Genomic DNA, 14,116 nt, shown 5'->3' on the forward strand with positions numbered 1-14,116 from the left:
CCGAGCCAGCTCTGCGACCAGGGCGCTGACCGGCACCGTGACCGTCTGCCAGGTCATCGCGACCACCCGGTGGTGAGCGCTCGAGCCAAGGACGGCGCGGGCGCGGTCGAGAGTTGCTCGGCCGCCTCGCGCAGGATCGTGGCCGCGAGTCGGCGGCTGATGACGGACGGCGGGGTCGCCTCCCAATACGCCGCCCGGACTGCTTCCTCAGCGGCGAGCCGGTCCTCGCGCGACGCAAGCCGCAACAGCTCGGCGCGAATCAGCTGAAGCGCCGTGGAGCCGGCCTCCTGCAACGGACGCGAGCCGTTGGGGTCTGAATCGGAGTGGTTGCTCATCGAGATCACCTCGGTGGTCGTGCGGTGGAGCTCCAGTGGAGACCCGCGATGCCACCCTGCGCGCTGCTCACCTTGGCCATCCTCATCGCAGATGTTGGCCCGACCGCGCACCCCGCGGATCCGGTTGCCCGAATGTCCAAGCGACTGCGCCAACTTGTACAGAACGCGCATCTTCCCGTGTGACGCGCGCCACGAGAGTGAAGCCACTCGCAGCGCCCATCGCACACGACAGGGAGAGACATGGCCAGCGCACTTCACGCTCCGCAGCTGATCTTCGACAGCCAGATGCTGTACCTGGTCTGGATCCCGGCGGACCCCGACACCGTCGCCAAGCTGGTTCCCGAGGGCCTCACGCCTCGGGCCGACGGTGCGGTCTACCTCAACCAGTACGTCGTCCAGGACGGCGCCCAGACCTCCAACGGTGCGGAGCCGGTGGACGCCTTCGGCGCCTACTCCCTCACCTATCTGGGCGTGGACCTCGCCGGCCTCGACACCGAGGCGGGTGTGCCGGCGCGGTGGTGGACGCACTACTACAACAGCTCCGAGGCGATGAACCGCTACGCGGCCGAACGCGGTGTTCCGACGGGCGTCGGGCGCACGAACCTCGAGGTGAGCGACGGCCGCGTGGAGGCGACGACCTACCTCGACGAGCGCCCGGTCATCCGCACCGTCGCGAGCATCGACGACGGCCCGACGGTCCGCTCCACCGGCCAGCTGCGCTACATCACCCGCGGCGAGGGCGACGGCTTCACCAGCGGCCGCTATCCCTTCGTCGCCGACCTCGCCAGCGGGTTCGTCGTCGAGTCCCTCGAGTTCCTCGACCCGGAGCACGAGCTGTACGCCTTCCGGCCGGCCGACCCGCTGCAGGTCACCTTCGGCTTCTACTCCCCGAGCATCACCTTCTGCTACCCGGGCGGCGAAGGCCCCCTTGGCAGCTTCCACGGCAGCTGATCCAGCCCAATCAACAGGAGACAACTGACATGGCACTACTGGAACGGAGCGCCTGGTACGACCTGGCGCGGTCGACCGAGTGGACTCCCTCCTACATCAGCGAGGACGAGCTGTTCCCGCCCGAGATGTCCGGCGGCGAAGGCATCCCGGCCGAGGTCTGGTCGACCTACGACGAGCCGTACAAGGTCACCTACCGCGAGTACGTCGACGTCCAGCGACAGAAGGACGAGGGCGCCTACTCGGTCAAGGCCGCGCTCGAGCGCGCCGACCTGTACAACAACGCCGATCCCGGCTGGGTCAGCATCCTCAAGGAGCACTACGCCGCCGTCGCGCTCGTCGAGTACGGCGCCTCGTTCCAGGAGGCCCGCTACGTTCGCTGGTCCAAGGCCCCCGGCATGCGCAACATGGCCACCTTCGGGATGCTCGACGAGATGCGGCACGGGCAGATCCAGCTGTACTTCCCCCACGAGTACGTCAGCAAGGACCGCCAGTTCGACTGGTCGCACCAGATGATGTGGTCCAACAACTGGGTCGCGCTCGGTGCCCGGCACTTCTTCGACGACATGCTGATGACCCGTGGCGCGGCGGAGACCTCCATCTCGGCGAACTTCGCCTTCGAGACGGGCTTCACCAACCTGCAGTTCATCGGCCTCTCGGGAGACGCCGCCAACGCGGGCGACTTCACCTTCTCCAAGCTTATCCAGTCCATCCAGTCCGACGAGGCCCGCCACGCACAGCTCGGCACCCCGCTGCTGCAGATGATGATCGAGAACGGGCAGAAGGCCAAGGCCCAGAACCTCATCGACATCGCGTTCTGGCGCTCCTACCGCTTGTTCACGATCCTCTCCGGCATCCCGATGGACTACTACGTCCCGCTCGAGGTCCGCGAGTCGTCCTTCAAGGAGTTCATGGAGGAGTGGATCGTCACCCAGTTCATGAAGTCCATCGAGGACCTCGGGCTCTCGAAGCCCTGGTACTGGGACATCTTCCTGCGCGACCTCGACGAGCACCACCACGGCCAGCACCTCGGCACCTACTCGTGGCGCCCCACCCTGTGGTGGAACCCCGCCGCCGGCGTGAGCCCGGAGGAGCGCGACTGGCTGGAGGAGAAGTACCCAGGCTGGAACGACACCTTCGGCAAGGTCTGGGACGTCATGATCGACAACTTCGTCAGCGGCCGGCCAGAGAAGACCGTGCCGGGCACGCTCCCGATGATCTGCAACGTCTCCCAGCTGCCGATCGTCGGCACCCCCGGTCGCTCGCTGAAGGACACGAGCATCGTCTTCGAGGGCCGCAAGTACCACTTCGCCTCCGAGGTGGACAAGTGGATCTTCGAGCAGGACCCGGAGCGCTACAAGCACCACAAGAACCTCATCGACCGCTTCCTGGGCGGCGAGATCCAGCCCGCCAACCTCGACGGCGTCCTGGAGTACATGGGCCTCGGCGTGGTCAGCCCCGGCGGCGACGACGCACACGACTACGCCTGGCTCGAGGCGTACAAGACGGCCCTGGCGCCGGCAGGCTGAGAGGACGACGACATGGCACTATTCCCCATCTCCTCCAAGTTCGACGGCGACTTCGTGCTCAAGCTCGTGCCCGTCGACACCGACGACACCATGGCCGCCGTGGCGGCCGCAGCGGCCGAGCACTCGGTCGGCGTCCACGTCCCCGACCAGCCGGGCAAGGTCATCCGTGCCCGCGCCGAGGGAGCCGCCGACCCGTACCCGCTGGACATGAAGCTGTCCGAGACCGGCCTGGGACCGACCGACACGGTCGAGTTCTACTTCGAGTGAGGAGCTCGACCATGAGCAACGAATCGACGCCCATCACCGACCCGGTCGGACCGGTGGTCCAGGCCGGTGAGCTGGCCGAGGCCGTCGCCGAGGCGGTCCGGATCGACAACGAGGGCAAGCGGGTCGACGTCCGCAACCGAGGGTCGTACGTCCGCATCGAGGTCGACGGCGGCGAGTGCATCCTGCGCCGCACCACGATCGAGGACCAGCTCGGCCGGCCGTTCAACATGCGCGACCTCGAGGTCAGCATGCCGTCCTTCGTCGGTCGCATCGAGACCGGCACCGAGCAGTTCCGCTTCTGGCTGGCGCAACAGCCCGCCACCACCGAGCCCAGCACCCAGGAGGTTCCCTCATGACGACCGCTCCCGTGGCCCTCCGGCCGCTCAAGACCTGGAGCCACCTGGCGGCCCGCCGTCGCAAGCCCAGCGAGTACGAGATCGTCTCGACCAACCTGCTGTGGCACATGCGGGACCAGGAGCAGCCGTGGGACGTCGCCCACGAAGGCCCCATGGCCGACTGGTACCGCACCTATCGCAACGGCAGCGCCGTCCAGCACGACGACTGGGACGGGTTCCGCGATCCCGACGAGCTGGTCTACCGGACCTACAACATCCTCCAGGACGGGCAGGAGACCTACGTCGAAGGGCTGCTCGACCAGCACAACGAGGAGGAGCACGACAAGGGCCTCGACGCCGAGTGGGTCCGCAGTCTCGCAGCGCACTACGCGCCGGGTCGCTACCTCCTGCACACCGTGCAGATGGCCAGCGCCTACCTCGTCCACATGTCGCCGGCGAGCACGATCAGCAACTGTGCGGCCTTCCAGTCCGCCGACCAGCTGCGGTGGCTCTCACACGTCGCGTACCGCACCGCCGAGCTCTCCCAGACACATCCGGACGTGGGTCTCGGTACCGCCGAGCGCGCTCACTGGCAGGAGCTGCCGGCCTGGCAGCGCTTCCGCGAGCTGCTGGAGTGCGTCTTGGCGACCCGCGACTGGGCCGAGGCGTTCGTCGCCCTCAACCTCGTCGCCAAGCCGGCCATCGACGAGGCGTTCTGGCGTCAGCAGGGCATCAGCGCCCGTCGTGAGGGGGACACGCTCTTCGCCCTCACCGCCGAAGCAGCCCTGCGCGACAGCGAGCGGTCCCGGCGCTGGTCGGTCGAGCTGGTCCGGCACATGGCTCAGCGTCCGGAGAACGTGCTCGTCATCGAGCGGTGGATCGACACGTGGGTGCCGCTCGCCGACGCTGCGATCGAGGCCTTCTGCTCGGAGCTGCCGGACAACCCGGAAGCCACGGGCAACGCGATCGCCGCGACCCGCACGTTCCGCAGCTCCCTTCCGCTGCGGGGCTGAGCCGATGAACCACTCGGAGGTCGCCATCCGTATCTTCCAGGTACGCGACGGCGAAGCCCACCGGTTCACCTGCACGGACGGGGACTCCCTGCTGCGGGCCGCCCTGCGCGCAGGCGTCCCGGCGACCTACGAGTGCAACAGCGGTGGCTGCGGAAGCTGCAAATTCACGCTCACCGAGGGTGAGGTCCGGCAGGTGCAGGATGCGCCTGCCGGCCTCACCGACCGGGACCGTCGCAAGGGACGGCTCCTCGCCTGCCAGTCAGTGCCGCGGTCGGATTGCACGGTGAGTCTGCTGATCGACCCGGTCGACCCCTTCCGCGCCGGCCTGCCGCTCCCCGCTCGTCGGATCGGCGAGGTCGTGGCCGAACGGATGCTCACGCACGACCTGCGGGAGCTGAGCCTGGCCATCGACGCAGACTTCCTTCCCGGGCAGTACGCGATGCTGCGCCGGCCCGGAGGCGAGGAGCGGGCGTACTCGATGGCGAACACGCCCGGCACCGGTGTGTGGCAGTTCCACATCAAACGGGTTCCGGGCGGCGCCGAGTCGGGCGCTTTCGTCGACGAGATCGCGCTCGGCGACGCCACCGAGGTCGACGGCCCCTACGGACACGCCCACCTCAAGGCGACCGGACGCGACGTCGTGTGCATCGCCGGCGGATCCGGGCTGGCACCGATGGTCTCCATTGCGCGGGGGCTCGCAGCGGCCGCCGACGCAAGCGAGCGTCGGCTGGACTTCTTCTACGGCGGCCGGGCGCCTCGCGACCTGTGCGCCGGCGAGTTCGTCACCGAGGTCGCCGACCGGCTCGCCGAGATCACCCTGGTCGACGTCGTCTCCGACGAGGCGCCCGACGACTGGGACGGAGCGCGCGGCTTCGTCCACGAGGCCGTCGCGGCCGCCGGGTTGACGGACCTCGTCGATCGCGACATCTACGTCGCCGGCCCGCCGCCGATGACCGACGCCGTGACCCGGCTCCTCGTGCGCGAGCTCAAGGTCCCCATCGACCAGATCCACTACGACCGATTCTTCTGACCGACCCGAGGGAGACAAGACCGATGGCATTCCAGCTCGTGACCACCCTGGACGACCTGTGGGAAGGCGACATGGAGTCCTTCGAGGTTGGCGACAAGGAGATCCTTGTCGCCCACCTCGACGGCGGCGAGGTGGTCGCCACGCAGGCGATCTGCCCGCACCAGCAGATCGAGCTCGTCGAGGGCGAGCTCGACGGCGCCGAGCTCACCTGCAAGGCCCACCTGTGGCAGTTCGACCTGCGCACCTGCAAGGGCATCAACCCCGGCCACACCGAGATCGCCCGCTACCCGGTCCGCGTCGAGGGCGACGACGTGTACGTCGACCCCGATGGCGACACCCCGCGCATCGCCCACTCCTGAACCCACCCGCCGTCACCGACCACTGAAGTAGGAGAAGGACACGTGCCGTTCATCCGCATCGACATGTTCCCCGGCCGCACCCTCGAGCAGAAGCGCGAGCTGGCCGAGGTGCTGACCCGTGAGGTCAGCCGGATCGCCAAGTGCAAGCCCGAGACCATCAACTTCATCTTCACCGACGTCTCCCGCGAGGACTGGGGTCGCAACGGCTACCTGTTCTGCGACGAGTACGAGTACGAGAACGACCCCGAGGACGCGCCCGCGGACAGCTCCGCCAGGGACACCTCCGCGCCGGGCAGCTGAGCCGGCCACCGACCCACCACCACGCAAGGAGAACAACCATGGTCAGCCTCAACTCCGACATGGGCGAAGCCTTCGGCATCCACTCGTTCGGCCACGACGACGCGCTGGTCAAACTCATCGACACCGCGAACGTCGCGTGCGGCTTCCACGCCGGCGACCCCACGGGCATCCGGGAGACCGTCCAGAAGGCCGCCGCCGCCGGCATCACGGTCGGCGCCCACCCCGGCCTGCCGGACCTGGTCGGCTTCGGCCGGCGCGAGATGAAGCTCCAGCGCGACGAGACCGCGGACATCGTCCGCTACCAGGTCGGTTCGCTGGTCGGCTTCCTCGACGCCGAGGGGCTCCCGCTCGACCACATCAAGCCGCACGGCGCGCTGTATGGCATGGCTGCCCGCGACGAGGAGATCATGGACGCCATCTGTGATGTTGCGGTTCAGTACGAGGTCCCGGTGTTCGGCATGGCCGGCACCGCGCACGAGCGCGTCGCCGACAAGCGCGGCGTCCCCTTCGTCGCCGAGTTCTACGTCGACCTCGGCTACCGCGCCGACGGCAGCCTGATCATCGCCCGCCGTCCGCGGGCCACACCTGTCGAGGAGGCCCGCGCCCGCGCGCTCAAGGCGCTGATCGAGGGACTCGCGACCGCGGACACCGGCGAGGACTTCCCGATGCGGGTCGACTCCGTCTGCGTCCACTCCGACACCCCCAACGCGGTCGAGGTCACCGAGGCCGTCCGGGCTGTCATCGACTCCCTCACCCCGTCTGCGATCTGAGAGGAACCAGCATGAGCGAGCACTCCGTGACATCGCCCCTCCCCGGTGTCTTCTACCGCTGTCCGTCCCCCGGCGAGCCGCCGTTCGTCGAGGACGGCGGAACGGTCGACCAGGGCCAGGTGATCGGACTGGTCGAGATCATGAAGCAGTTCACCGAGATCCGCTCCGAGGCCGCGGGCGTCCTCAGCTTCGAGATCGAAGACCTCGGCATGGTCGAGCCCGGCGCCACCATCGCCGTGGTGAAGGAAGGGTGAGCGCGATGCGCAAGGTCCTCATCGCCAACCGCGGCGAGATCGCGGTCCGCATCGCCCGGGCCGCTCGCGAGCTCGGCATCGCGACCGTGGCCGTCTACAGCGAGGCGGACAAGAACGCCGTCCACCGCAAGGTCGCCGACGAGGCGATCCACATCGGCCCGGCACCGGCCGGCGCCAGCTACCTCAGCGTCCCGGCGCTCCTGGAGGCCATCAAGGAGTCGGGTGCCGACGGCGTCCACCCCGGCTACGGGTTCCTCAGCGAGAACGCCGACTTCGCCGAGGCGGTGGCCGCGGCGGGCGTCACCTGGATCGGCCCCGACGCCGCCGCGATCCGCCAGATGGGTGACAAGGTCGCGGCGCGAGCCAGCGCCCAGGCGGCCGGTGTTCCCACCGTGCCCGGCTCAGACGGCGAAGTCCACGACCTCACCGAAGCCCTGGCGGTGGCCGAAGTCACCGGGTACCCGCTCGCCATCAAGGCCGGAGCCGGCGGCGGTGGTCGCGGCATCCGGGTCGTCCAGGAGGAGTCGGAGCTCGCCGGTGCCATCTCGACCGCGCAGGCCGAGGCCCGAGCGGCCTTCGGCAGCGGTGCGGTCTACATCGAGCGCTTCGTCCCTCGAGCCCGGCACATCGAGGTCCAGGTCTTCGGTGACGGTGAGCGTGCGGTGCACCTCGGTGTGCGGGACTGCTCGATGCAGCGCCGCCGTCAGAAGGTCGTCGAGGAGGCCGGCGACATCGACGTGCCGGCGGAGATCCTCGCCGAGATGGCCGGCGCCTCCGTGCGGCTGGCGCGGTCGGTCGCCTACACCGGCGCCGGCACGGTGGAGTACCTCTACGACGAGGAGCGCGCCGAGTTCTACTTCATCGAGATGAACACGCGCATCCAGGTCGAGCACCCCGTCACCGAGATGGTCTACGGCCGCGACCTCGTGGCCGAGCAGCTCAAGGTCGCCTCCGGCATGCCGCTGTCCTTCACCCAGGAGGAGCTGGTGCCCCGTGGGCACGCGATCGAGGTGCGGATCAACGCCGAGAACGCCGCGAACGGCTTCATACCCAGCCCGGGCCGGATCACCCGGTTCGAGGTACCCGCGGGTCCGTTCGTGCGGGTCGACAGCGGGTTCGTCGCGAACTCGGTCGTCAGCCCCTACTACGACTCGATGATCGGCAAGGTCATCGTGTGGGCCGAGGACCGCGACCGTGCGATCGCACGTCTCGACCGCGCGCTGCGCGAGCTGACGGTGGAGGGCGTAGTCACCACCGCACCGTTCGTGAAGGCGATCATCGACACCGACGAGTTCCGCAAGAGCAACTACCACACCACCTGGCTCGAGGGCTGGATGGCGGAGCAGGAGCGGCTCGGACACGGAGTCTGCGATGGGTGAGAGCCGCTACTCCTGGGGGGCTGACGAGCACCTCGTCGTCCAGATCGACGAGGAGATGAGCCTCGCGGCCAACTTCAAGGCGATGGCCATCAGCTCGGCCCTCGCAGCCCAGGGCCTCGACGGGATCTGGGACATCTGCCCGGCCAACGCCTCCCTGCTCATCCGGTTCGACCCCGACCGACTCGAGCCCGAGCTGCTCGAGCGCACGGTCAGGGACATCGAGGCGTCCGTCGGTCAGGAGGAGTCGCCGTCGATCAAGACCCGGCTGATCGAGATCCCGGTCTGGTACGACGACCCGTTCACCCGCGAGGTCGGAGCGAAGTTCCGCGACCGTCACCAGCGACCGGAGGGCACCGACCTCGAGTACGCCATGGCCGAGCTCGGCCTGGCGAGCGTCGAGGAGTTCGTCGAGCGGCACTCGGGCTCGCCGTGGATCGTCTCGATGGTCGGGTTCGTGGCGGGCCTGCCGTTCATGTTCCAGATGGTGCCGCAGGAACGACAGATCGAGCTGCCCAAGTACCTGCGGCCGCGGACCGAGACCCCGCGCCTCACCGTCGGTCACGGTGGCTGCTTCGCCTGCATCTACTCCGTCAAGGGCGCCGGCGGGTACCAGATGTTCGGGCTCACCCCGCTGCCGATCTACGACCCCGCGCAGAGGCACGAGGTGTTCGCCGAGTCGATGGTGCTGTTCCGGCCCGGAGACATCGTCACGTTCCGGCCCGTCCAGGAGCAGGAGTACCGCGAGCTCGAGGCCGCGGTCGACCGCGGCGAGAGTGTCTACCGCATCGTCGACGTCGAGTTCGAGCTGCAGTCGTTCCTCGCTGACCCCGACGCCTACAACGCCGACCTGTTGGGAGCCCTCGATGTTCGTTGAGGTTGTTGAACCCGGCCTGGCCACCACGGTCCAGGACCTCGGCCGTACCGGTGCCTACAACGTCGGCATCCCGCCGTCGGGTGCGCTCGACCAGCGTTCCGCAAGGATCGCCAACCTGCTGGTGGGCAACCCGGAGACGGCGGCGTTGCTCGAGGCGCCGTACCTCGCCCCCAAGCTGTCCTTCGACGGCCCTGCCGTGGTGGCCGTCACCGGCGCGAGCGCGCAGGTCCTCGTCAACGGCGAGGAGCGTCCCAGCTGGTCGGCCGTGCGGGTCGACGCGGGCGACGTGCTCTCGCTCGGCTTCGTGACCGCCGGCGCCCGTGTCTACATCGCCGTCGCCGGTGGGATCGACGTGCCGGCCGTTCTCGGCTCCCGCTCGACCTACGTCCTGGGTGGACTGGGAGGTCACGACGGCCGGGCCCTCGTCGCCGGCGACCGGCTTCCCGTCGGCGAGGCTGGCGGGGTGCCGGCAGGAGACCAGTTGCTCCGCACCCTGCCCGAGCGGTACCTCCCGACGTGGAGCCGCGAGGTCGACCTGCGCGTGGTGCTCGGGCTCTACGACTACCGGCTCTCGGCGCACTCGCGTGACCTCCTCGTCGAGTCCGACTGGAGGCTCACCCCGGTCGCCGACCGGACGGGTTTTCGCTACCAGGGACCGCAGCTCGACTTCATCGAGCGGGAGCAGCCGTTCGGGGCCGGCTCGGATCCCTCGAACATCGTCGACGCCGGGTACCCGATCGGGTCTATCCAGGTCCCGAGCGGATCGGAGCCGATCGTGCTGCACCGCGACGCCGTCTCGGGCGGCGGCTACGCCCAGATCGGCACGGTGATCAGCGTCGACCTCGACCTGGTCGGCCAGTGTGCTCCGGGCACGGTCACTCGGCTGGTACCTGTCACCCTCGACGACGCCCTGAAGGCGCGGGCGCAAGCGCGCGAGAACCTCGACGAGGTGCGCGCGGTCCTTGCCGACTGAGTCGGCGCAGGTCCACCTGAAGCGGCTCGATCGGAGACCTCCGGTCGGGCCGCTTCGGCTCGCTCAGCCCTTGCCAGTCATGCGCGCGGGGTCGATGGAGAAGTCCACCCGGCCGTTGAGCGCCCGGGCCTCGTCGTAGGTCACCTCGCGGAACCGGAGGCGGTCGCGCCCGGGGCGGACCTGGCCGACCTTCCACAGGCCACAGCGCGGCACGGTCGCCACGACGGCGAAGCCCCCTGACGTGTTGCTGTCGGCCCCGAGAATCGTGAGGACGTCGCCGTTGGCGAGCACGCCGCCCGCGGGATAGCTGGTGTCGAGCAGGTTCGACGGATGGCCTCCCCACACGCCCGCGTCGCTGCGCGTCCAGGTGAAGCGGTGGGGGTGCAGACGGGTCCCGATGCGGTCGGAGTTCAGGTCGACGCGCCAGGTCGTTCCGGTGAGCGTCTCCCAGTCCTCGGCCGTCAGGAAGTCGGGCTGGCCGTGCGGGCCCTGGATGACCTCGACCTCCCAGTCGGTGGTGAACCGGGGACGCATGGACTCGGGGAGACGGCGCCGCGCGACCTTGGGGCCGCCGTGGCAGCGGAGCACGTCGCCGCGGCCGAGAGCACGCCCCTCCACTCCGCCGATGCCCGACACCAACGACGTGGCAGCCGACCCCAGCACCTCGGGGACGTCGATGCCGCCTGCGACCGCGACGTACACGCGAAACCCCGGCCCGTTCGTGTTCACGGTGGTCAACACGTCCCCGGCCCTCACGTCGAGGGTCTCCCACATCGGCGCCTCAATGTCGTTGTGGAGCAGGCGCACGCCGTCGGGCCCCGTCACCGCGACTTGGGTGTCGTGCAGCAGGGCGATGCTGAGGTCGATCATCGGAACCTCGAGGCCGGGCGCGCCGGGCTTGTTGCCCACCAGCGCGTTCGCGGCCCGGAAGGAGACGTGGTCCATCGGTCCGGAGGCGGCGTGGCCGAAGGCGCGCAGGCCGAGTCGCCCCGGCCACGCCTGCACCGTGGTCTGCAGCCCGGGGTCGATGATCTCGACGGTCTCGGCGCTCATGGGATCTCCACTCCCTCTGCGGCCTCGTGCCGGTGCCGCGCCACCACCTCAGCCGCGTCGTGGGTGCGCTCGACCTCGTCGAGGTAGTCGGCGACCACGAACTCCTCCTCGACGATCTGCCACGGGTACGAGCCCTCGAAGGCGCGCAGACGCAGGTTACGCAGGTCGCTCTCCGAGACGCGTCGGAACCGGACCCGGTCGCACGGCCGGAAGACCTGGAGCTCGGTGACGTCGACGTCCCCGGTGACCGGTCGCCAGATGGGGAGGGTGCGTCCGAACAGCTCGTAGGCGCCCGGCGACTCCATGGGGTAGATGACGACCGCGGAGCCGCCGATGCCGACGGCACCCTCGGGCGTCCACATCCGGGTGGGGTTGTACTTCGGTGCCGACAGCTGGGCCAGGGGGTCGAGCGCGAGCAAGGATGGAAGGCCCGGGAAGTAGCCGATGGACGCGGTCCACCACATCGTGCTCAGGAACCTGTCGAAGAACGCCTCCCGGTCCGCGAATCCGTTGTACTGCACGATGTAGTCGACGTTGTCGCGGTCGCGGACGTTCGGTGCGTCCATGCGGGTCGTGATCCGGTAGCGGTTGACGGCGTCGCGGGTGGCCTCGTCGTCGAAGGCGATGGGCAGCTCGAGGACCCTGCTCCGCAACACCAGGGAGGTCAGGTCCGCGGCGGCTGCCTCGCGAGCGGTGAGCTCGTCCATCAGCCGCTCACGGTCGATGGCGTCGGGGTCGAAGGTCACCATGACCGAACGGAGCCCGGCCGACGTCTCGAGGACTCCGGGGACCGGGTGTTCGCTCAGCTCCTGGAGGAGGGCGTGCACCCGGAAGTTGAGCGACAGCACTTCCTCGGTGATGTCGTACTCGACGAGGATCTGGTCGTCGCCCGCCTGACGGATCCACATGGTGGGACGCCCGGGCCGGTCCTCGAGAGTCCGGAGGATCGACGTGCTTGGCATGGGGTGCTCCTCGGATCGAGCTGGGTGCGATGTGACGCTGGCTCTGGAATGCTCGGACCCGGTCGACCCCATGTGGAGAGGATGCCGCATCCATGCCAGCTGACGTCGAGGCCGTCGCCCATGCGCACCGCGAGCTCGTTCGCGTCGCGGTCGCTAGCCACGGAACCAGGGGCATAGCCGAGCGTGTGGTGTCCTCGGTCGGCGGCTGGGTGCTGCTGCTCGATGAGCACGGGGGACTGCGTTCGTCGGTCCCCGCGACGGCCCGTGCCCACCTGCCGCGCATCCAGACCGAGCTGACCCGGTTCACGGCGGCGAACCAGCTCTCGGCGCTCACCGTGTCCATGCCGGGCGAGTCCGTCGCCATCCGCCCTGTCGTCACCGCCGGGCGGGCGCGTGGCTTCCTCGCCATCGGCCGGGCCGAGCCGCTCGACCCGATCGAGAGGTCGCTGGTCGACACGGCGACCTACCTGATGGCCGAGGACCTGCGCCGCACCGACGAGTCTCGACAAGCCGTGCGCAACGACCGTCGCGCCGTGCTCCAGCTGATGCTCGACGGCGACATCGTGCGCGCCCGCCGGACCGCCGCCACCTTGCGGGTCCCGGTTCCCGATGGGCCGATGCGGGTCGCGCTGCTCGGCGTCCCGCGCAACCACGGCGCCGAGCTCCTCGAGACGGCGGAGGAGGATCAAGCCTTGCGCCGCATCGTGACCCTCAGTGCCGAGCTCCGTCCGGGACGAGTCGCCATCCTGCTCCCGGAGGCCGAGGGGGACACCCGCACGCTGGAGGCGATCCTGCGTCGTGTCCCGCACGGCCGGGGGGCGGTGAGCGACTCGACCGACGCGGCCGAGCTCCCGGCTGCGTGGGCCCGGGTCAGGTCGGTGTTCCGTGCCGCCCTCGACGATCCCGGCCGGCTGTACGAGGCACGCGACGTCACCGACGCCGGGCTGCTGCGGCACCTGGACGGTCCGGACGCCCGGGCGTGGGCCGAGGCGACGCTCGCCGGGCTGCGTGCGCTCGACAAGGGCTCGAAGGTCGACTTCGTCCAGACCCTGCGGACCTTCCTGGCCAACAATGGGCGTGCAGACGCCTCGGCGAGTGCACTCGACATCCACCGCCACACGCTGCGCTACCGCATGTCGCAGCTGGCGACCGCCCTCGACCGCGACCTCGACGACCCGACCGTCCGGGCAGAGCTGTGGATCGCCCTGCAGCTCGTTCACGAGTGAGCGGTCGCGGCCTGCCTCCTCGAGCCACGGTCGAGGAAGCCGCTCAGCCCGGCGACCGCCTCTGAGATTGCGGCGTCGAAGGCCGGCGCCAGGTCGGCCGGCTCGATCTCGGTGCTGTAGACGACGATCGTCCGGTCGGCGTCGAGGTCGATGACGTCGACCGTGCCCAGGTGCGACGTGACCGGGAGATCGCCGCCGACGGCGCGGTACTGGAGTCGGCGCCGGGTGTCGTCCAGGGTGACGATGTCCTCCTCGAGGGTGCTGCCGTCGCCGAGCACGACGGTGCGGTGCCGGTCGTCGCCGGTGGAGGACGACATCGCGGGGAACCAGGAGGCGATGCGAGCGACGTCGCGGATCACCTCCCAGACCTCGGCGGCGGGGACGTTCAGGACGGCGTGCGATCGAAGCGTGGTCATGGTCCAAGGCTGGTCGAGAGTGGTGCGGCCGTGAGTGCGCGGCTTGGACAGGTCCGTTCGCCATTTTGTACGAACGGGCGCACTGTGGCCCAG

At 69.5% G+C, this 14,116-nt stretch carries 18 protein-coding genes and 1 pseudogene; 15 read left to right on the forward strand and 4 right to left on the reverse strand.

Annotation, left to right across the window (positions count from 1 at the left end; translation table 11 throughout):
* Positions 1–53: 53 nt before the first annotated feature.
* Positions 54–335 (reverse strand): hypothetical protein, encoded by a 282-nt coding sequence (locus tag BJ958_RS24110; RefSeq protein ID WP_179729339.1) that lies wholly within the window; start codon positions 333–335, stop codon positions 54–56.
* A gap of 240 nt (positions 336–575) precedes the next feature.
* Between BJ958_RS24110 and BJ958_RS24115 the strand changes: the two genes are divergently transcribed.
* From BJ958_RS24115 to BJ958_RS24175, 14 genes and pseudogenes are all read left to right on the forward strand, one after another.
* Positions 576–1,286: a hypothetical protein gene (locus tag BJ958_RS24115; RefSeq protein WP_179729340.1), complete on the forward strand. Its 711-nt coding sequence runs from the start codon at positions 576–578 to the stop codon at positions 1,284–1,286.
* A gap of 29 nt (positions 1,287–1,315) precedes the next feature.
* Entirely contained in the window at positions 1,316–2,812 is a 1,497-nt protein-coding gene (locus tag BJ958_RS24120) for a YHS domain-containing protein (protein WP_179729341.1), read from the forward strand.
* Between the two features lie 12 nt (positions 2,813–2,824).
* Complete coding sequence (locus tag BJ958_RS24125) at positions 2,825–3,079, forward strand: toluene-4-monooxygenase system B family protein (protein WP_179729342.1); 255 nt, start codon at positions 2,825–2,827, stop codon at positions 3,077–3,079.
* A gap of 11 nt (positions 3,080–3,090) precedes the next feature.
* On the forward strand, positions 3,091–3,435 hold the full coding sequence (locus BJ958_RS24130; protein ID WP_179729343.1) for an MmoB/DmpM family protein: 345 nt from the start codon (positions 3,091–3,093) through the stop codon (positions 3,433–3,435).
* Complete coding sequence (locus BJ958_RS24135) at positions 3,432–4,427, forward strand: ferritin family protein (protein ID WP_179729344.1); 996 nt, start codon at positions 3,432–3,434, stop codon at positions 4,425–4,427. The genes BJ958_RS24130 and BJ958_RS24135 overlap by 4 nt, the downstream gene beginning before the upstream one ends.
* Before the next feature lie 4 nt (positions 4,428–4,431).
* A pseudogene (locus tag BJ958_RS29365) lies at positions 4,432–4,683 on the forward strand (2Fe-2S iron-sulfur cluster-binding protein); the annotation flags it as partial.
* Positions 4,684–4,710: 27 nt separating this feature from the next.
* A complete protein-coding gene (locus BJ958_RS24140; protein WP_343052781.1) occupies positions 4,711–5,457 on the forward strand; it encodes an FAD-binding oxidoreductase in 747 nt (248 codons plus the stop codon).
* 23 nt (positions 5,458–5,480) lie between these two features.
* Positions 5,481–5,816 carry a monooxygenase system ferredoxin subunit gene (locus BJ958_RS24145; protein WP_179729346.1) on the forward strand — a complete coding sequence of 112 codons (336 nt, stop codon included), beginning with the start codon at positions 5,481–5,483 and terminating at the stop codon, positions 5,814–5,816.
* 42 nt (positions 5,817–5,858) lie between these two features.
* On the forward strand, positions 5,859–6,116 hold the full coding sequence (locus BJ958_RS24150) for a tautomerase family protein (protein WP_179729347.1): 258 nt from the start codon (positions 5,859–5,861) through the stop codon (positions 6,114–6,116).
* A gap of 38 nt (positions 6,117–6,154) precedes the next feature.
* Entirely contained in the window at positions 6,155–6,886 is a 732-nt protein-coding gene (pxpA, locus tag BJ958_RS24155) for a 5-oxoprolinase subunit PxpA (RefSeq protein ID WP_179729348.1), read from the forward strand.
* 11 nt (positions 6,887–6,897) lie between these two features.
* Positions 6,898–7,140 carry an acetyl-CoA carboxylase gene (locus BJ958_RS24160; RefSeq protein ID WP_179729349.1) on the forward strand — a complete coding sequence of 81 codons (243 nt, stop codon included), beginning with the start codon at positions 6,898–6,900 and terminating at the stop codon, positions 7,138–7,140.
* A 5-nt stretch (positions 7,141–7,145) separates the two neighbouring features.
* Positions 7,146–8,519 (forward strand): acetyl-CoA carboxylase biotin carboxylase subunit, encoded by a 1,374-nt coding sequence (locus tag BJ958_RS24165; RefSeq protein ID WP_179729350.1) that lies wholly within the window; start codon positions 7,146–7,148, stop codon positions 8,517–8,519.
* Entirely contained in the window at positions 8,512–9,393 is an 882-nt protein-coding gene (locus tag BJ958_RS24170) for a 5-oxoprolinase subunit B family protein (protein WP_179729351.1), read from the forward strand. The genes BJ958_RS24165 and BJ958_RS24170 overlap by 8 nt, the downstream gene beginning before the upstream one ends.
* Positions 9,383–10,366: a 5-oxoprolinase subunit C family protein gene (locus BJ958_RS24175; RefSeq protein ID WP_179729352.1), complete on the forward strand. Its 984-nt coding sequence runs from the start codon at positions 9,383–9,385 to the stop codon at positions 10,364–10,366. Before BJ958_RS24170 ends, BJ958_RS24175 begins: the two co-directional genes overlap by 11 nt.
* A 63-nt stretch (positions 10,367–10,429) precedes the next feature.
* Here BJ958_RS24175 and BJ958_RS24180 read toward each other — a convergent pair whose 3' ends face one another.
* Positions 10,430–11,419, reverse strand: a complete 990-nt coding sequence (locus BJ958_RS24180; RefSeq protein ID WP_179729353.1) for a 5-oxoprolinase subunit C family protein — start codon at positions 11,417–11,419, stop codon at positions 10,430–10,432.
* Positions 11,416–12,381 (reverse strand): 5-oxoprolinase subunit B family protein, encoded by a 966-nt coding sequence (locus BJ958_RS24185; protein WP_179729354.1) that lies wholly within the window; start codon positions 12,379–12,381, stop codon positions 11,416–11,418. Before BJ958_RS24185 ends, BJ958_RS24180 begins: the two co-directional genes overlap by 4 nt.
* 92 nt (positions 12,382–12,473) lie before the next feature.
* Between BJ958_RS24185 and BJ958_RS24190 the strand changes: the two genes are divergently transcribed.
* On the forward strand, positions 12,474–13,607 hold the full coding sequence (locus BJ958_RS24190) for a PucR family transcriptional regulator (RefSeq protein WP_179729355.1): 1,134 nt from the start codon (positions 12,474–12,476) through the stop codon (positions 13,605–13,607).
* Here BJ958_RS24190 and BJ958_RS24195 read toward each other — a convergent pair.
* Positions 13,598–14,023: an SRPBCC family protein gene (locus BJ958_RS24195; protein WP_179729356.1), complete on the reverse strand. Its 426-nt coding sequence runs from the start codon at positions 14,021–14,023 to the stop codon at positions 13,598–13,600. The genes BJ958_RS24190 and BJ958_RS24195 overlap by 10 nt on opposite strands.
* Positions 14,024–14,116 lie beyond the last annotated feature (93 nt).

This window comes from Nocardioides kongjuensis (assembly GCF_013409625.1).
GTDB lineage: Bacteria > Actinomycetota > Actinomycetes > Propionibacteriales > Nocardioidaceae > Nocardioides > Nocardioides kongjuensis.